The sequence below is a fragment of the Myroides sp. LJL119 genome (assembly GCF_054871605.1).
Map to the genome: position 1 here is coordinate 13,487 of NZ_JBTXLO010000007.1, position 18,988 is coordinate 32,474.

Annotated in this window: 12 protein-coding genes; 6 read left to right on the plus strand and 6 right to left on the minus strand. The window is 33.2% G+C overall.

Annotated features, from left to right (window positions below; genetic code table 11):
- The first annotated feature begins 31 nt into the window (after positions 1-31).
- Positions 32-973 (plus strand): siderophore ABC transporter substrate-binding protein, encoded by a 942-nt coding sequence (locus ACYSNV_RS08545; RefSeq protein ID WP_461762149.1) that lies wholly within the window; start codon positions 32-34, stop codon positions 971-973.
- 768 nt (positions 974-1,741) lie between these two features.
- Here ACYSNV_RS08545 and ACYSNV_RS08550 read toward each other — a convergent pair.
- The gene (locus ACYSNV_RS08550; protein ID WP_461762150.1) at positions 1,742-2,164 is read right to left on the minus strand and encodes an acyl-CoA thioesterase; all 423 of its coding nucleotides are present in this window, start codon (positions 2,162-2,164) and stop codon (positions 1,742-1,744) included.
- Between the two features lie 627 nt (positions 2,165-2,791).
- Here ACYSNV_RS08550 and ACYSNV_RS08555 point away from each other — a divergent pair.
- From ACYSNV_RS08555 to ACYSNV_RS08570, 4 genes are all read left to right on the plus strand, one after another.
- Positions 2,792-3,757 carry a phosphoribosylaminoimidazolesuccinocarboxamide synthase gene (locus ACYSNV_RS08555; protein WP_461762151.1) on the plus strand — a complete coding sequence of 322 codons (966 nt, stop codon included), beginning with the start codon at positions 2,792-2,794 and terminating at the stop codon, positions 3,755-3,757.
- Between the two features lie 17 nt (positions 3,758-3,774).
- Positions 3,775-4,410, plus strand: a complete 636-nt coding sequence (locus ACYSNV_RS08560; RefSeq protein WP_461762152.1) for a nitroreductase family protein — start codon at positions 3,775-3,777, stop codon at positions 4,408-4,410.
- Positions 4,411-4,673: 263 nt separating this feature from the next.
- Positions 4,674-7,082 (plus strand): alpha-ketoacid dehydrogenase subunit alpha/beta, encoded by a 2,409-nt coding sequence (locus tag ACYSNV_RS08565; RefSeq protein ID WP_461762153.1) that lies wholly within the window; start codon positions 4,674-4,676, stop codon positions 7,080-7,082.
- A gap of 239 nt (positions 7,083-7,321) precedes the next feature.
- The gene (locus ACYSNV_RS08570) at positions 7,322-8,587 is read left to right on the plus strand and encodes an aminotransferase class I/II-fold pyridoxal phosphate-dependent enzyme (protein ID WP_461762154.1); all 1,266 of its coding nucleotides are present in this window, start codon (positions 7,322-7,324) and stop codon (positions 8,585-8,587) included.
- A gap of 443 nt (positions 8,588-9,030) precedes the next feature.
- Here ACYSNV_RS08570 and punC read toward each other — a convergent pair whose 3' ends face one another.
- The 5 genes from punC to tsaD form a co-directional block, all read right to left on the minus strand.
- Complete coding sequence (gene punC / locus ACYSNV_RS08575) at positions 9,031-10,191, minus strand: purine nucleoside transporter PunC (protein WP_461762155.1); 1,161 nt, start codon at positions 10,189-10,191, stop codon at positions 9,031-9,033.
- Between the two features lie 93 nt (positions 10,192-10,284).
- Positions 10,285-11,463 (minus strand): THUMP-like domain-containing protein, encoded by a 1,179-nt coding sequence (locus ACYSNV_RS08580; protein WP_461762156.1) that lies wholly within the window; start codon positions 11,461-11,463, stop codon positions 10,285-10,287.
- A complete protein-coding gene (locus ACYSNV_RS08585; protein WP_461762157.1) occupies positions 11,464-12,555 on the minus strand; it encodes an AI-2E family transporter in 1,092 nt (363 codons plus the stop codon).
- A 12-nt stretch (positions 12,556-12,567) separates the two neighbouring features.
- Positions 12,568-13,275 carry a 16S rRNA (uracil(1498)-N(3))-methyltransferase gene (locus ACYSNV_RS08590; RefSeq protein ID WP_461762158.1) on the minus strand — a complete coding sequence of 236 codons (708 nt, stop codon included), beginning with the start codon at positions 13,273-13,275 and terminating at the stop codon, positions 12,568-12,570.
- A gap of 10 nt (positions 13,276-13,285) precedes the next feature.
- Positions 13,286-14,308, minus strand: coding sequence for a tRNA (adenosine(37)-N6)-threonylcarbamoyltransferase complex transferase subunit TsaD (gene tsaD, locus ACYSNV_RS08595; protein WP_461762159.1), 1,023 nt, complete (start codon positions 14,306-14,308; stop codon positions 13,286-13,288).
- A gap of 225 nt (positions 14,309-14,533) precedes the next feature.
- On the opposite strand from tsaD, the gene ACYSNV_RS08600 reads away from it, so the two are divergent.
- Positions 14,534-18,937 carry a translocation/assembly module TamB domain-containing protein gene (locus tag ACYSNV_RS08600; RefSeq protein ID WP_461762160.1) on the plus strand — a complete coding sequence of 1,468 codons (4,404 nt, stop codon included), beginning with the start codon at positions 14,534-14,536 and terminating at the stop codon, positions 18,935-18,937.
- Positions 18,938-18,988: the final 51 nt, after the last annotated feature.

The window sequence follows — 18,988 nt, forward strand, 5'->3', positions numbered from 1 at the left end:
ATTAATATTAATCAATAAAAAATTAAATAATATGAATAAGTTTTTAATTACTTGCACCGCTGCATGTTTAGCTGTGTTTGCTTCTTGCAAAGATACCAAGACAACTAACCAAGACGATTCGGTTAATCAAATCGTAGTTAAGCATCTTTCGGGAGAATCTTCTGTAAATCAAAACCCTAAAAATGCAGTTGTTTTAAATTACGGTTCACTTGATAGTTTTGAGGAGTTAGATATTCCTGTGAAAGGTTTACCAAAGGGTAACTTACCTAGTTATTTACAAGACTACCAACAAGATAAATCCATTGTGGATGTGGGGACCTTAAAAGATCCTAATTTTGAGAAAATTAATGAGTTAGATCCGGAATTAATAATTATATCTGGTCGTCAAGCTCCTTTATATGATGAATTAAGTAAAATAGCTCCGACTATCAACTTGGAGTTGGATGAGAATAATTACATAAATTCATTTAAAGAAAACCAAAGAATTATTGCTAAACTTTATGGTAAAGAACAAGAGGTAGAGCAAGAATTAAATCAGATCGACCAGCGAATTGCCAATATAAATGCTCTTACTCAAAATTCAGATAAAACAGGTCTTATTGTACTTGTAAACGAAGGAAGATATAGTGTTTATGGTAAAGGATCTCGTTTTGGAATTATCCATGATGTTTTTGGTATTAAGCCTGCGGATGATAAAATTCAAGCCGCTAGTCATGGTCAGGCTGTGTCTAATGAATTTATCAAAGAAGTTAATCCAGATTACTTATTTGTAATTGATAGAGGGGCGGCCATTAAAAGACAATCATTAGACAAAGAAGAATTTGCTAATGATTTAATCAAACAAACAAACGCCTATAAAAACGATAATATTGTATTTTTAGACTCCGAGGTTTGGTATTTATCAGGTGGAGGACTTAAATCAATTAAAATGATGATTGACGAAATTGAAAATGCAATTCAAGATAAACAATAACAATATATCTAAAGAAATATAAGTGAGTTTGTAGGTTTATGCCAAGAGAATTTGGCTAATTTATAGAATCCTTTTAATGTATTGAGCCCGGTTGAATTCCGGGCTCATTGCATTATATATACTTTGTTAGAGCTGTTTTTATTAATGTATTGTTTTGCCTTAGTAAGACAGGGGGCTTAAAAGCAAAAAAAACAAAAGGGAATACTTTGTAGCTGCATTTAAAAAAATGGTATAAAAGCTTTGATGAAAATAGTACACCCTGATTATCTTCTAACTGTTTTTTTTCTTGTTTTGGTAAAATAATCGATATTTATTCAAGCTATAATCTCAGGTGGATGGAGCTAGGGTAGTTGTAAAACTATAAGTGTATTTCAATTTAATTACTTTTTAAGTTAATGCTCAAAGTAGTAGGAGAGTCAATACTGGTATACTGAAAAGATTATATAACAAGGTCAAGTAAACTCGGTTACTTTTTACATTGTAGCTATGAGAGTTCGAAAAAAAAAAGCTTAGCACTACCAAGCTTTAAAAGAGTTTATCAAAGCTAGTTTAAAAAGAAGGTTTCTAACTCCTTAGGCGCATTTTGTAAAATATTTTCAAAACATGTGTTTGTTAGAATTATAGTAACTTATCATGTTTGTGTACTTTATTTATAAAATATGCCCCAAAAGAATGTTTAAAACTTTTGGGGCACCTATAAAATCTTAATCTTTTAAAAGGCTAAAGGGTTTATTTTTAGCTTTTTTATATTTATATGAAGAACAAATATTATTCTAATTCATCTAAAACAGGAACTGGTCGCTTACTCTCATTAATAGCAACAAGGGTGAAATTCCCTGTAATTGCTTTTTCTCTTCCTTCTCGGTACATGCTCTCTACAAATACATCCACACGTACATCTAAACTGGTTCTTCCAACTCTTGTTACAGTTCCAATTAACTCCACTAAAGTACCTGCTGGAATTGGTTGATTAAAATCTACTTTATCGCTTGAGACTGTAACTATTGGTTTACGACAAAATCGTGTTGCTGTCATAAATGCAATTTCATCCATGATGTAAAGTACAGCCCCACCAAACATGGTGTTGTGGTGGTTTGTTTGTCCAGGGAAAACTGCGCGAAAAACATGTGTCTCGGAGTCTTTTATTTTTTTTTGAATACGTTGCTCTCTCGCTGTTAATTGACCTTCCATATTGTTGTTTGTGTTTTTATATATTTTTATTGCTGTAAAGCATTTTTTATTAGCTAATTATCTAAATGTTGTATTAATAAGGTGGAAGCTAAAATCCAATTTTATTGCTTTTATCGAGCTAAATATCTATCCAAATTATTAAATAGTTCCTTGCAAATATAAGTACAATGTATTAAAATAGGGGGGTATTAAGTATAAATTATAATAATAATAAGGCTAAATATAGATTGTTAGATGTTTTTGAGTTGTTTTTTGTTGTTCTTATTAGTTGTTGTATTAAAAAGTATTTATTTGTGTATTTTTAAAAGGGTTTTATTTTTAATAAATTTCTTTAATTATCTAATTTAAATAAAAAAGTTTACTTATATAGTTAAAATGGTTGTTTTATAGCCTAATAGGTTAAAAAAAAAATGGTATATTTAAGTATCCTAATCAATCATTTTTGTAGTTTTGTATTGCTGATTCCCTATGTGCTTGTTAAGTGGGTTTCTTTGTTTAGAAGCACCCAAGGCTGCACGATAAAAAAACACTTTTTATACCATGGGGTGTTTGTGAAAGCTTTAAAATACCTAAATGTTAGGGGCTAATATATATTGGCTATTAAAAAGAACTACACAATTGATAAATATGACAAAAACTATCACGCAAACAAATTTCTTGTTTGAAAATCAAAAATCTTTTTACAGAGGTAAGGTCCGCGATGTATACAACATTGCCGATAAATACTTAGTTATGGTTGCCACAGACCGCTTATCTGCCTTTGATGTGGTTTTACCAAAGGGAATTCCTTATAAAGGCCAGGTGCTTAATCAAATAGCTACTCGCTTTATGGAATTAACCAAAGATATAGTGCCTAATTGGTTAATAGCCTCACCTGATCCAAATGTTATGATTGGTCAGGTTTGCGAACCTTTTAAAGTAGAGATGGTAATAAGAGGATATTTAGCAGGTCATGCCGCAAGACAATATAAAACTGGAAATAGAGTGATTTGTGGTGTGGAATTACCAAAGGGATTAAAAGAAAATGACAAATTACCAGAACCTATAATTACACCTTCAACTAAAGAGGAATTTGGGTTTCATGATCAAGATATTTCCAAACAAGAAATAATTAAAAACAACATTGTCACGCCAGGGGATTACCAAGTATTGGAATCTTATACAAAAGCATTATATTTGAGAGGATGTGAGATTGCCAAAAAACATGGGTTGTTATTGGTGGATACTAAATATGAATTTGGAAAAAACAAACAGGGTGAGATTATGTTAATAGATGAGATTCATACTCCGGATTCCTCTAGGTATTTTTATGCTGATGGATATGATCAAAGGCAGCGTTTAGGCCAAGATCAAAGGCAATTGTCTAAAGAATTTGTTAGAAAATGGTTGTTAGAACAAGGATTCAGCGGTGAAAAAGGTCAAACTGTTCCATTTATGGATGCCAATTATCTAGAGTCTGTATCGAATCGATACATTGAACTTTACCAAATTATAATGGGACAAGAGTTTGTAAAGGAACCCTTGGATAATATACAAGAGCGTATATACAAGAATGTTACTACTTTTTTAAATGACCAATTAGAAGAAAACTAATTTAGAATATATAAACAATGGAATTATTAAAAGCTTTACAGTGGAGATATGCAACCAAAAGATATGATAGCCATGTGAAATTAGATCACCAAAAAGTGATGGAAATTATTGAAGCGGCTAGACTAGCTCCAACTTCATCAGGTTTACAGCCTTTTGAGGTGATTTTAATTAAAAATCAACAACTAAAACAAAAGCTAGTTCCCATTGCAATGAACCAGCCCCAGGTTAAGGAGTGTTCCGATTTGTTGGTCTTTGCTAGTTGGGATTCTTACACAGATCAGCGTATCGATAAAGTGTTTGATAATATGGAGAAAAAAAGAGATTTAGCCAAAGATTCCATGTTAGATTATAAAAATTCATTGAAGGCTAATTTTGCAGCTTTATCGGTAGAACAACAAGCCAATCACGCCGCTAAACAAGCCTATATTGGTTTTGGTATGGCAATTGCCGCAGCAGCTGAATTGCGCATCGATGCATCTCCTATGGAAGGTTTTTACAATCAGGAGTTAGATAAAGAGTTATCTTTAGATCAAAAGGGATTAAAAAGTGTTTGTCTTTTAGCCCTTGGGCATAGAGATTCGCAAGAAGATTGGTTATTACCTTTGAAAAAAGTGCGTTTTGATTTAGATACGTTTTTAACTGTAATAGAATAAGAAGATACCCCTTGATAAAAAGGGGTATTTTTTTTGGTTGATTTTTCTTGTCAATTAATGTCTTTACATAAAAAGGTTATTGTATAATTCTTAGTCTGAAGTTTATATTTAAGATGAAATTATACATTATTTAAATAAATTAGATGTTTTTTAAAAAAAAATCAATAGTATAGGATATTTATTTGATATAATGAGGTCTGAAAAGTTAGCTTTTTTAGCATTAATATTTTATATTCGTAACCGGTAAATAAGTTAATTTTACGATGAGTCAAAAGCAAAATAAGAAATCTCTTGCCTTAGATGATTTTAAGAAAGAGGTGTTAGAAGATTATAAAATAGCCCGAATAAGTAGAGAATGTAGCTTATTGGGTAGACGTGAGGTGTTAACCGGAAAGGCTAAATTTGGAATTTTTGGAGATGGAAAAGAAGTGCCACAATTGGCTTTAGCCAAGGCATTTCAAAACGGAGATTTTAGATCTGGTTATTACCGTGACCAAACATTTATGATGGCCATTGGAGCCTTAAGTATAGAAGAGTTTTTTGCAGGTCTTTTTGGCGATGCAAACATTGAGAACGACCCTATGAGCGGTGGTCGTCAAATGGGAGGACATTTCGCTACCCATAGTTTGGATCAACAAGGGAATTGGAAGAATTTAACTAAACAGAAAAATTCAAGTGCCGATATTTCACCAACAGCAGGGCAAATGCCACGATTATTAGGCTTGGCTCAGGCTTCAAAATACTATAGAGAGTTTCCAGAGGCTGATAAAGCGCAAAACTTCTCCATAAATGGTAATGAGGTAGCCTGGGGTACCATTGGAAATGCTTCTACTTCAGAGGGGTTATTCTTTGAAACCATTAATGCAGCGGGTGTTTTACAAGTACCTATGGTTATGAGTGTGTGGGATGACCAGTATGGTATATCGGTTCATGCTAGGTATCAAACTACAAAAGAGAATATATCTGAGATTTTAAAAGGATTTCAAAGAGATAAAAAAAATAAAGGATATGAGATTTTAAATGTGAAAGGCTGGGATTATCCAGAGCTTTTAAAAACATATCAAAAAGCTTCACAGATTGCAAGAGATGAGCACGTACCTGTTTTGATACATGTAGAGGAGCTAACCCAACCACAAGGACACTCGACTTCCGGTTCTCATGAGAGATATAAAAGTAAAGAGCGTTTAGAATGGGAGCGAGAAATGGACTGTTTGGTACAGATGAGAAAGTGGATTGTTTCTCAGGGATTTGCAAGTGAATCAGAATTAGATGAATTAGATAAAGATCTTAAAAAGCAAGTTTTAGAGGCGAAAAAGACTGCTTGGAGAAATTATTTAGATCCGATAATTTCAGAGAGAAATCAACTTGTTGCAGTTTTACGAAAAATTCAGCAAGAAAGTGTAAATAAACTAGAGCTTGAAAAGCTTACAAACGAATTAGAGCAAATAAAAGAGCCGATTCGCAAAGATGTAATTTCCACTGCTCGTAAAGCTATACGAATTGTGTTGAAAGAGTCGTGTAAAGAAGCTTTAGTGGATTTTATTGAAAATTATTTTAAAAAAATCCAGCCTAAATATAGTTCGCATTTAATGTCGGACTCCAACAAACAAGCTACACTTATTGAAAAGGTAGATCCAGTTTACCCACAACAAGATGTTCAAGAGGTAGATGCAAGAATTATCTTGCGTGATAATTTTGATCATATTTTCACTAATAATAAAAATGTGATGATCTTCGGAGAGGATAGTGGTAATATTGGAGACGTTAATCAAGGATTAGAAGGACTTCAGGACAAACATGGTTTAAATCGTGTAAGTGATACCGGGATTCGAGAAGCTACTATTTTAGGACAGGGTATTGGAATGGCCATGCGTGGATTAAGACCAATAGCTGAGATTCAGTATTTGGATTATCTATTATACGCTATTCAAATTATGAGTGATGATTTAGCAACTCTGCAATATAGAACTGTAGGGCGCCAAAAAGCTCCTTTAATTGTGCGAACTCGTGGTCACCGTCTTGAGGGTATATGGCATTCGGGATCTCCAATGGGTATGATTATTAATGCTATTCGCGGTATGCATGTTTTAGTTCCGCGTAATATGACCAAAGCGGCAGGGTTTTATAATACTTTATTGCAATCAGATGAACCTGCTTTGGTTATTGAATGTTTAAATGGGTATCGCTTAAAAGAAAATATGCCACTTAACCTAGGTGAGATTAAAACACCAATTGGTGTGGTGGAAACAATTAAACAGGGTACTGACTTAACCATTGTTTCTTACGGATCTACACTTCGTTTGGTCGAGCAGGCTGCACAGGAACTTGATTTACATGGTATTAGTGTTGAGATTATTGACGCTCAGAGTTTACTTCCATTTGATATTAACGCGGATTGTGTTAAGAGTTTACAAAAGACAAATCGACTATTGGTTGTAGATGAAGATCTTCCTGGTGGTGCTTCGGCTTATTTGATGCAAAACATTGTAGAAAAGCAAGCTGGGTATAGATTCTTAGATAGTCAACCTGAAACTTTAACAGCAAAGGCTCATAGGCCTGCGTATGGAACAGATGGAGATTATTTTTCTAAACCATCTGTAGAGGATATTTTTGAGAAGGCATATGAGATTATGCATGAAGCAAATCCAGAAAAATACCCGAGTTTATATTAAAAATAATATAAAAAACCTCCTATTTAGGGGGTTTTTTTGCTAGATAATTAAATGTATATGAGTTAGATACAGTTTTGTATCTAACGTTTTTAATACAACAAGGGTAAAAAAAATATTTGCCCGGAGCAATTAAACTTATTAATTTTAGGTAAGCATATGCAAATATTTATAGGTGTTTTATTATGAAAGCATACAAAATATGATTAATTTTGCATTTGTTTTTTAAACATAGTTATATTATGGTAAACGATTTATTTGACAGAATACAGAAAAATAAAGGACCATTAGGAAAATGGGCTTCACAAGCAGAGGGATATTATGTGTTTCCTAAATTAGAAGGGCCTTTGTCAAATCGTATGATGTTTCATGGAAAAGAAGTTATTAACTGGAGTATCAATGACTATTTAGGTTTAGCTAATCATCCTGAGGTTAGAAAAGTAGATGCTGAAGCAGCTCAAGAATATGGAGCAGCTTACCCTATGGGAGCGCGAATGATGTCAGGACATACAACGATGCACGAACAATTACAAGATGAGTTGGCAGCGTTTGTAAACAAAGAGGCAGCTTACTTATTAAACTTTGGTTACCAGGGAATGGTGTCTATTATTGATGCATTGGTAACAAAGAATGATGTTATTGTTTATGATGTGGATTCTCATGCTTGTATTATAGACGGAGTACGTTTACATATGGGTAAACGCTTTACATATAAGCACAATGACATAGAGAGTTTTGAGAAAAACTTACAGCGTGCAACTAAAATGGCTGAAACAACAGGTGGAGGTATTTTAGTTATTACCGAAGGAGTATTCGGAATGCGTGGACAGCAAGGGAAATTAAAAGAAATAGTTGCTTTGAAACAAAAGTATAACTTCCGTCTTTTAGTGGATGATGCACATGGATTTGGAACTTTGGGTGCTACTGGTGCTGGAGCCGGAGAAGAGCAAGGATGTCAAGATGGTATTGATGTATATTTCTCTACTTTCGCTAAGTCAATGGCTTCCATTGGAGCTTTTGTTGCTGCAGATAAAGATATCATTGACTACTTAAAGTATAATTTACGCTCTCAAATGTTTGCAAAATCATTACCAATGATCTTTACAAAAGGAGCATTAAAAAGATTAGAACTTTTAAGAGAAAATCCTTCTATTAAAGCAAAGTTATGGGAGAATGTAAATAGACTTCAAAACGGTTTAAAAGAAAGAGGTTTTGATATTGGTGATACAAATACTTGTGTGACTCCTGTTTATTTAGAGGGAAGTATTCCTGAGGCTATGGTAATGGTAAATGACTTAAGAGAGAATTATAATATTTTCTTATCTATTGTAGTTTATCCTGTAATTCCAAAGGGAATAATTCTTTTACGTATGATTCCAACGGCTACTCATACACAAGAGGATATCGAAGAGACTTTAAAAGCTTACGAGGCTATTCGTGAGAAACTTGTAAGTGGAGAATATAAAAAGATTGCAGAGGCTACAACAGTTGATGTTTCTAATGCATAAGAATTAAAATAAAAAAAGCTATTTTAAGAGAGTTTTATTAAAAACTTTTTAAAATAAATGGTTTTTTTACCAGAAGGTAAATTATAAAAGTGACTAACTTTTATAGTTTACCTTTTTTTATGCTGCTTTTTTTAACTCTTGTGATTCTATAGCAACAGAGTTTGAAAAAATCTTTATAAAAAAAGCTAATTAGATATAAAGGCGAAAGATTGTAATTAATAATACAGGTGGTTTTTAAGCAAGAAGGGGTATCTATATTCCGTTTTTAAGTGGTCTTTTGGATTTTAAACCCTGTAGTGATTAAGGTAAGATTAAGTCATTGGGGAGTTTACAAATGCATTGGTGTTTTAAAATTTTTCTTTGCAGAAAAAGGCTACTTAAAAAAAATGGGAATAGTTAAAAAATATTTCTAAGTAAGAGTTATTTTCACTTTTTAATGTAATTTACTTAATGGATATTTTATAACCTATATAAACTATTATGGTGGTACTGGCCATTACCACACAGGTTGTTAATAATGGTGTTTGTGAGAAAATCGATACTATAGCACTGGCTATAAAACAACATCCTAGCTGGATTGTGTTTTGTAGTGCGGCAGCTGTTCCTGAGCTATGTGTAAAGGGTTTTAGAGCTGTTGCTACGGCAATAGGATAACAGGCTCCGTTTGCAAAGGCCATTAAGCAAAAAGGAATCATAAGAGTAAGTAGGGTAGGTGTGGTAAAAATAGCTAATATTAACAAAGATATCACACACAGGCTATAGATAATAAGTAAGTAGGGCATTAATTTTTTTCCAGAAACTTTTTCACTAATTCCACGATAACCATAACCACCCAATAAAAAAGCAATTGTTTGAGGTACAAAACTTAGTCCTATTTGACTTTCGTTGTAACCAAGTTCTTTTAAAAAGAATGGTGAACCGGTAAGCCATGCAAAAAATGTTGCCGAGCAAAGGGCGTAAATAAGTACATTTCCCAAGAAAACAGGTGTAGATAATATCTGTTTATAAGAATGAGTTTTATCGGTGCTTTGCTGTGTTGATTTAGGTGTTTTTAACCTTGTGGTATAAAGCATTAACGCAATGGCAAGTAGACTTAAAAATAAAAAAATATAACGCCAGCCTAAACCATGTAGGATATAAACTCCCATTAATGGAGCTAAAGCAGGTGAAAGTGCCACTAAAGGCATAATTGTAGCAAAAATACTATTGGTTTGCTCTTTGGGGTATCTTTCAATTACTAAAGCTTGCCAGCTTACCGCTGCAGCACACACTCCAATGGCTTGAATAAGACGTAAGGCAAGAAGCACTTGGATATAAGTAGTGAAAAAAATCCCTATACTACTTAAACAAAACAAGCCAAGACCGATTTGAATAATTATGGGTTTACCATATTTATCAGACAATGGCCCCCATAGGAGTTGGGCTATAGCATAACCCGCTAAAAAAAGCGTTAAACTCGCGCTTATGTAGGTTTTGCTGGTGTGCAAATCTTGTCTTATCGTATCAAATGCAGGTAGGTACATATCCGTGGCTAAAAAACCAAGTATGCTTAAACCAGTTAGATAAATTAAGAAAGGGAGGTTGTTTTTATTTTTTGAAATCATTGTGAATTAATCAAATAAAGCGTATTTCTATTTTTAGCAATAAATTATTTATTGGTCTTTTTTTGCTAAAATAACTAGTAGAAGAACCATGAACTACAATATCTTTTTGCAGATTATAAATATTTTTTCCTGCTCTAGATTGGTTGTAAAGAAGATATAGGTATCACCTCCATCTTTTATTTTCCATTTTTTACGTATCTCCTCTACTTTTAAGGGGAAATTTCTAGTGGTTATATTAGCTTTTATATTGCTTAATTGGGCTTTAGCATTTATTTTATTATATACCATGGTATTGCATATTTCAAAACGTCTACCTGCAAATTCCACTAGTTGATCACTGGTAAATAATTGCGAATGCTCGTGTAGTTTAAATACATCATAGAAACTAGAAATGCAATCAAACTTACCAGTTTTTAATATAGCTGCATTAGGCTCATAAAGGTATTTTTTAGGCAAAGCATATCTACTGGTACATAATTGATTTAAAGATACTTGAAATACATCTTGTTTTTGCGCTGTTAAATTCACCGCTATAAGCTCCGGGGAGTAATTATAATCTTTTTCAATAACCCATAAAAGTTCCTTTACCTCATTGTTTAAGGCAACGATGTGAATTTGTTTGACAAATTTTAATTCTTTTAACCCTTTTGAAATATCTAATAAAGGAGCGGTTTTAATAATTATATTGTTGCTTCTTTGTAATAACAGGTCTAAATGTTCTATTACATTGGGAGTGCAATCACTTAAAAAGAAAACTTTTTTTTGAGAGGCGCTTCGTCTTGCGGGATCCAAATAAATGTAATCCCATTTTTGCGAATTCTCGGTTAAAAACGCAATGCTATCTACATTTAAGCACGTGATGTTGCTTATTTGCATGGCCTGAAAATTATGAGCAGCAATTTGACTTAAGTCACTTTGCATTTCACAATGTGTAACTTGTTTTATGTTTTTACAAAAGTAATAGCTATCCACTCCAAAACCGCCTGTTAGGTCAATTAAACTTTGCCCGTTAACCAAGTTTGCCTTATAAATGGCGCAAGGTTCAGAGGAGGTTTGTTCGATGGACAATTTGCTAGGGAATAGAATGTTTTCAGTTGCAAACCATTTAGGTAGTTTATCCTTGGTTTTTTGCTTAGATTCAATTTGCACTACCAATTCACTCATTGCAATACCTGGAAACGGACTTTTTTTTAAAGCAAGCGATTCCACTTTTTGACCTAAATGGTCTTGAATAAACTTTTGAACCTCGGCAGATAATAGATTCTGTTTCAATTATAATTTTTTTGTAAGAATTTGAATAAAACGTATGTTAGGAAAAAACTCTTTTCCGATTACTTTTAAACACGTATAAATTGGTATAGCAGCAATCATGCTAAATATACCACCTAACATGCCACAGGCAAGAATCACAATGAAAATCTCTAAAGGATGTGACTTTACACTATTGGAGAATATCAAAGGCTGGTTTATAACATTGTCTATTAATTGGATAATTAAAAAGCCAATTAAAACCGATAAGGCCTTAGGAAGGGTAACCTCTGTGAAATTGTCCCCTAAAAAGCTCAGCATGGTAAAGATAACAGCTAGTGCATTACCTATTAAAGGGCCTAGATAAGGGATAATGTTTAATATAGCACATAAAAAGGCTATCATCAATGAGCCATTTACACCTAGGCTCGCAAGCAAAATAAAGCTAAGTATAAAAATAATACAGGTTTGAGCTAACAAACCAATAAAGTATCTTGAGAGCAAATTGTTGATCTTATCTATAGAGGTGATAATTTTGTTTTCATGTTGTAAAGGGAAAACCTTTTTGAATTGATATTCCAACAAGACTTTGTCTTTTAAAAAGAAAAAAGTAATAAATAAAATTGCGAAAACTCCCATTCCAAATTGACTAATAGCCCCTAAGATGGTATTGAAAAGATTTGGTACAAAATCTAATTTTAATTGAGATCGTAAATTAGAGCTCTCAATCATGGAGTTTAAACTTATTCCTTTTGTTGCAAAGTAAAAGTCAATTTTGGAAATAAGTCCATTGAAATCCTCTTGTAAATGCGAATTGTTTAGTACCGACAAGTTATGAGCCTGGGTGGTAAACAAAGGAATAAACATGAAAATAAAGCCAATAAAGAAGGCCAAAAATATTACCATAGTAATACTAACGGCTATTACTTTTTGAATTTTCAATCGTTTTCGTAATAATTCCACAATTGGATTACCTATAAGTGCAAGTACAAAGGCAAATCCTGTGTAGATAAATAAAGGTTTAATACTATAGAGTAAAAATCCCAGTACAGCTAAGCCAAAAAGTGTTAGTGTTGCACGGACAATCCCTTTAGATATTGTTTTTGAGTTAATCATAATTGATTGCTATTATTCATTGGAAAACACCAAACTGTGAACCCCAACAATCGCTGCGGTCTCGGTCCTAAGTCTAGTATTTCCCAGTGAAACTGGTTGGTAACCTTTATCTAGAGCAAGCTCTATTTCTTTGGTTGAAAAATCGCCTTCAGGACCTATTAAAAGTAAGTAATTTTTCTTAGTGTTAATAGTGTTTTTTAATAAAACTTTATCCTTGTCATTGGCACAATGTGCGATAAATAATTCGCCTTGATGGTTTTGATTTAAAAAATCTTTAAGTGAAATACTTGGGTTTAATTTTGGTAGATTATACTGCAAGGATTGTTTCATAGCAGATTGAATAATCTTTTCAAAACGTTCTTCTTTTATAACTTTTCTCTCCGAATGATCACATATAATTGGTGTTATTTGATCCACGCCAATCTCGGTGGCTTTTTCTAAAAACCACTCATATCTTTCATTCATCTTTGTTGGTGCTACCGCGATGTGTATAGAAAACTCCTTGTTGGGCTGATCTTTAAACCCTGTGATTTGCGTTACACATTTCTTATCTGAGGCTAAGGTTATTTTAGTGGTAAACAAGGTACCTTTGCCATTGGTCACAAAAAGAGTATCACCTTGGTCTTTTCTTAAAACACGTACAATATGTTTACTTTCTTCTTTATCAAAAGTAAAAGTATCTTGTTGTTTTTCGATATGTGGAGAATAGAATAATTGCATGATCTATAGTTTAAAATTCAATACGAGCTTTTGATACAGTTGAAGAATCTGCAAATTTAGATTCTTTAAAACGGTAATAGCCCACAATGCCAATCATAGCTGCGTTATCTGTGGTATATTCAAATTTAGGAATAAAAGTAGTCCATTTATACTTATCTTGTGCATCTAAAAGGGCTTGTCTTATTCCAGAATTAGCCGAAACACCACCGCCTACAGCTATTTGTTTTATTCCTGTTTGTTTAACAGCTAACTTTAATTTGTCCATTAAAATCTCAATGATTGTGTGCTGTATACTTGCACAGATATCAGCTTTATTGTCTTGTATAAAGTTAGGATTTAACTGGGTGTTTTTCTGAATGAAGTAAAGTATTTGCGTTTTTAATCCGCTAAAACTAAAATTTAGGCCTTCTACTTTTGGTTTAGTAAAACTAAATGCTTTTGGATTGCCTTGTTTTGCCAATTTATCTATCAATGGACCACCAGGATAAGGAAAACCTAAAATCTTAGCTGATTTATCAAAGGCTTCGCCTACCGCATCATCGGTTGTCTCTCCAAGGATTTTTAAATCAAAGAAACTGTTGACTTGTACAATTTGAGTATGACCTCCTGAGATTGTTAATGCTAAAAATGGAAAACCAGGTATTTTTTGATCTTGCTCTTGGATAAAATGACATAGGATATGTCCATGCATGTGATTCACTGCAATTAAAGGTATCCCTAATGCCAAAGACATGGATTTAGCAAAGGAACCACCAACTAGTAAAGAACCCATTAATCCAGGACCTTGGGTAAATGCTATTGCGCTTAACTGGTCTTTTGTAATACCTGCTTTTTGCAAGGCAACATCTACTACCGGTACAATGTTTTGTTGATGAGCCCTTGAAGCTAACTCAGGAACAACTCCTCCGTATTGCTGGTGAATTTGTTGTTGCGCTACCACATTTGACAGCACTTTATTATCCTGCATAACAGCTGCCGAGGTATCATCACATGAACTTTCTATGGCTAAAATATAGGTGGGTTTTAATGACATTTATCTTGTAATTGAAATGAATGTAAAACAAAAATTATATCTAGTAAATCTTTCTTAGGTGTATGGAAAAATAACTAAATTTGCTAATCGCTGCTCTTTAAACAAAAGAGAGTACTTCTTGGCAAATTTAAAACATTATAAGTTATCAAAAAATTTAAAAAAATAGTTTTTCGCAGTATTCTAGCTACACTTTGTATTGCTATTTGTATTTCTTTAGGCTTAACTATGCCAGTTGTGCAAAGTTTCTTGGCAAGAGTGGCTGTTGAGAAGTTAAACAGTAAGTTTAAGACCGATATACATATACAAGGAATTGCAATCGATATATTAGGAAACATAACCTTAAAGGGATTAACAGCAACGGATAATCACGGATTAGACTTTATAAGTATTGAAAGACTCTCAACTAGTGTTGCCGATTTTCAAGCCTTAAAACAAGGGAAAATTTTCTTGGGTAATTCTAAAGTGCAGAAATTATTTTTGAACATCCATAAATACGAAAATGATACAATTTCTAATATAGATGCTTTAATTAGTGCTTTTGATAATGGCCAACCCGGGGATGGAAGCTTTCGATTAAAAGCAAAGAGTATAGCCATTGAAGATGGTCATTTTATTGTATCGGATGATAATTCTTTACAAAATGTTGCCGTTGATTTTAGAGAGTTAAATGGAAAAGTAACCGACTTTCGAATTGAAGGCCCAAATATTTATGGTTTTATTGAACAGGGACGATTTGCTGATAACTGGGGGATGAATGTGGTGGAAATGCAAGGTGATTTTGGATTAACAAAGACTTCTATTTCTGTGGGTCAGATGGTTTTGCGTACCGATAAGTCTTATATAAAAGGAGATTTGTTATTTAGTTTTGAGCCCGGGGATATGAAATACTTTGTGGATAAAGTTAACTGGCATTTTGACATTGAAAAAGCAAATATTAATACCTCCGATATTAATGTATTTGCCAATGAGTTTGCAGAAAATAAAATGCTTTATGTTTCTGGACTTATTCAAGGTCCTATGAATAACTTTATTCTTGAAAACGCCAGGGCTATTGATCAAAATAATTCTCAAATACAAGGGCACTTTGCCTTTAAAAATGTTTTTGATCCAGCGGCGCCTTTTTGGATGCAAGCTAAATTAGATAGGTTGCAAACCACCAGAGGACATTTAATAAGTCTTATGCCTAAGACCATGCTGGCTTTATTACCTGAACAATTAAATTATTTAGGCCATGTTGATCTGCGTGGGGATATCATTTTAACAAAACGAACCTTGGAGTCAGATGTTCAAATTCTAACTAGTATTGGTAAGGCAAACGCTAAGTTGGATATTGTGAATTTGAATGATCCTTATAATGCGCAATACAATGGGGATATAATTTTAAATAGTTTTGATTTAGGTGAGTTTTTACAACAAAGCCAGTTGGGATTAACCTCTTTGGACTTATATGTAGATGGCATGGGCTTTAACCAGGAATCTTTAAATACAAATATAAAAGGAGATATTTTTAGTTTAGATTTTGGAGCTTATCGCTATACGCAAATAGCAGTAGATGGAACTATGAAAATGCCTAATTATTTAGGGCTAGTTCATATATCAGATCCTAATTTAATGATGGATTTTAACGGTACAGTAGACCTTAGTTCAACGGTTAAAAATTATGATTTTGTAGCCGATGTGGACTATGCGAATCTTTATGCTTTAGGATTAGTTAATGATAGTATTTCTAAATTTAAGGGGGATTTTTCTTTAAAGGCCTCGGGAAATACAATAGATGATTTACAAGGAGAGTTTCGTGTTAACTCTGCACTTTATAACAATAGCAAGGATAATTATGTTTTTGAGGATTTTAGCGTAAAATCGCACTTTAATGATACCCATGAGCGTAGCATTTCCATTGAATCATCCCAGGCAATTCAAGGATATATTATCGGACGTTATAATTTTAAAGATTTAAAAGCTCTTTTTACTAATGCATTGGGGAGTTTATACACCAATTATAGTCCTTACCCAATTGAAAAAGGGCAATATATAGATTTTGATATTTCCGTTCACAATAGTTTGATAGAGGTATTTCTACCCCAATTAACCGTAGAACAGAAAAGTCACTTTGAGGGTGTTATAAATAATGATTTAAAACAATTTAAATTAAAATTTAACTCTCCTAATTTTGCATTACACGGTATAAGTTTTTTTAATGCAAATTTAAACGTAAACAACAACAATCCGTTATATAATACATTTATAAGTATAGATAGTGTTAAAAATAACTCTTATAAGATAAGTGATTTTAACCTCTTGAATTTAACGCATAATGATACTCTTTTTGTTCGTTCGGAGTTTAAAGGTGGGAAGCACAACAAGGATGATTATTCTTTAAACTTATACCACACTATTAACGATCAAAATTTATCGGTTGTAGGATTTAAAAAATCAGAAGTGATTTTTAAGGATTATCTCTGGACTATTAACGCCACCCAGGACACTTTAAATAAAGTAGTATTTAATAAAAGTTTGACTGATTTTTCAATCGAAAAAGTAGTTTTTTCTCATTTAGATCAAATGGTTGATTTCTCGGGAGTAATGCGAGATTCTACCTATAAGCATTTGGATTTAGCCTTTAATAATGTGGATTTAGAGAAGATTACACCCGATATTGAAAATATTGCTTTTGGAGGGCAAATTGATGGTGAATTTCACTTTTCCCAAGCCAAGGAGTTATATCATCCTAGTGTAAATCTTAAAATAGATTCTTTATCAATCAACAAAGTGCATTTAGGAAATATGATTTTTCATGTAGATGGAAATCAGAGTTTAGAAAACTTTAAAGTAGATGCAAATATAACCGATCAAGATACCCAACGATTTTATTTAAATGGAGATATAAATCTGGTGAATAAGAAAACATATTTTAATTTAGAATCTGGTTTTAATGACTTTACCCTTAAGCCTATTGGGCCGTTATTATCTACCGTACTAAGTAATATGCGTGGTCAGGCATCGGGTAAGATTAGTATTTTAGGTACTCCTTTAAAGCCCGAGGTAAATGGAAGATTGTATTTGAATCAAGCAGGGATGACCTCCAAATTTACTGGAGTTGATTACGTTTTCGAACCAAATACTCCTTTGGATATTACCGAAAAGCAGTTTATTTTTCGCAAAGCTCGAATATCCGATACCAAATATAAAACCCAAGGTATTGTCGAGGGGGATGTTAGTCATAGAATGTTTAAAGATTGGGAGTTGAATTTGAGTTTGTCCTCAGCTAATCTTCTAGCCTTAGATACGCAGTTTGAGGAAGGTAGCCTGTATTATGGTACGGCCTTTATTAATGGAATGGCAAGTTTAAGGGGGCCGGTTAATATGTTGGCTATTAATATTAATGCTACCTCCAATAAAGATACCTATATTAAGATTCCTTTAAAAGAAGCCCAAAACAATGGCGAGAATAATTACATACACTTTTTGTCCCCGGCAGAAAAACAACGAAGATTAAAGGGAGAAAATACCGATATTTATCGTTATCAAAACAGTGGAATAGAATTAGATTTTGAGTTTGTAATAACCCCGGATGCTGAAATCGAAATAATTCTAGATCGAGAGTCTGGTCATGCAATGAAGGGCAGAGGAGCTGGATTTATAACCATGGAAATTAATACATTAGGTAAGTTTAACATGTGGGGAGATTTCCAAGCCTATGAAGGAGAGTATAATTTTAAATACGGTGGTTTAATTGATAAGAAATTTGTGGTAAAGAAATACGGAACGATTCGCTGGGATGGTGATCCGATGAATGCTATTTTAGATCTTCAAGCTATTTACCATACCGAAGCAAACCCTAGTGTTATAGTAGATAACTCCATTATCAATCGTAAAGTACCAACCGATGTTGCAATTGTTTTAAACGGTAGTTTAAGTAATCCCGAGGTTGATTTTGAGATTAACTTCCCTACGGTTAGCTCGGTTGTTAAATCCGAGTTAGATTATCGTTTAAGTGATCGTGATATGCGAGAGCGCCAAGCAATGGCTTTACTTGCCACAGGTTCATTTTTCTCTTCCGATAACTCTTCAACTGCCTTAGCAGGAAGTTTATTTGAAAGAGCCTCAAGTATATTTGATGATTTGTTTTCCGATGAAGACGATAAGTTTAAAGTAGGTTTAAATTATGCCCAAGGGGAAAGAAATCCATATACCCAAACAGAGGGGCGTTTAGGGGTTACATTCTCCACAAAGGTAAATGATCGAATTACAGTAAACGGAAAGCTTGGGGTTCCCGTGGGAGGAGAAGAGCAATCTGTGATTGTTGGAGATGTAGAGGTTCTATTGCGTTTAACCCAAGAGGGAAATTTAAATGCGCGTTTTTTTAATAGAGAAAATGATATTAACTATATAGGTGAGGGTATTGGATATACCCAAGGAGTAGGGTTAACCTATGAGGTGGATTTTGATACTTTCAAAGAATTGCTTGCAAAAATTTTAAAACAAGCCGATCAAAGAGCTAAGAAAAAACAAAAAGAACAAGATAAATCCGATTTAGATCGTAGTGAAGAATTACCAGATTCTGATTTTAGTCGTGATTTTATTAAGTTTTATGAGGACCGTAATAAAACTAGGTCAAGCTCAAAATAATAAAAACTTCAATTACTTCAAAATACGTCGAAAATACTTGCTTTTTGGCTT

Coding starts and splice junctions, on each gene's coding strand:
- ACYSNV_RS08550 (WP_461762150.1), bottom strand. CDS start 2,164: ATGGAAGGTCAATTAACAGCGAGAGAGCAACGTATTCAAAAAAAAATA.
- ACYSNV_RS08590 (WP_461762158.1), bottom strand. CDS start 13,275: ATGCAATTATTCTATTCTCCACATATCGAAAAACAACAAGATACTTTT.
- ACYSNV_RS08545 (WP_461762149.1), top strand. CDS start 32: ATGAATAAGTTTTTAATTACTTGCACCGCTGCATGTTTAGCTGTGTTT.
- ACYSNV_RS08600 (WP_461762160.1), top strand. CDS start 14,534: ATGCCAGTTGTGCAAAGTTTCTTGGCAAGAGTGGCTGTTGAGAAGTTA.
- ACYSNV_RS08565 (WP_461762153.1), top strand. CDS start 4,674: ATGAGTCAAAAGCAAAATAAGAAATCTCTTGCCTTAGATGATTTTAAG.
- ACYSNV_RS08555 (WP_461762151.1), top strand. CDS start 2,792: ATGACAAAAACTATCACGCAAACAAATTTCTTGTTTGAAAATCAAAAA.
- ACYSNV_RS08570 (WP_461762154.1), top strand. CDS start 7,322: ATGGTAAACGATTTATTTGACAGAATACAGAAAAATAAAGGACCATTA.
- punC (WP_461762155.1), bottom strand. CDS start 10,191: ATGATTTCAAAAAATAAAAACAACCTCCCTTTCTTAATTTATCTAACT.
- ACYSNV_RS08560 (WP_461762152.1), top strand. CDS start 3,775: ATGGAATTATTAAAAGCTTTACAGTGGAGATATGCAACCAAAAGATAT.
- ACYSNV_RS08585 (WP_461762157.1), bottom strand. CDS start 12,555: ATGATTAACTCAAAAACAATATCTAAAGGGATTGTCCGTGCAACACTA.
- tsaD (WP_461762159.1), bottom strand. CDS start 14,308: ATGTCATTAAAACCCACCTATATTTTAGCCATAGAAAGTTCATGTGAT.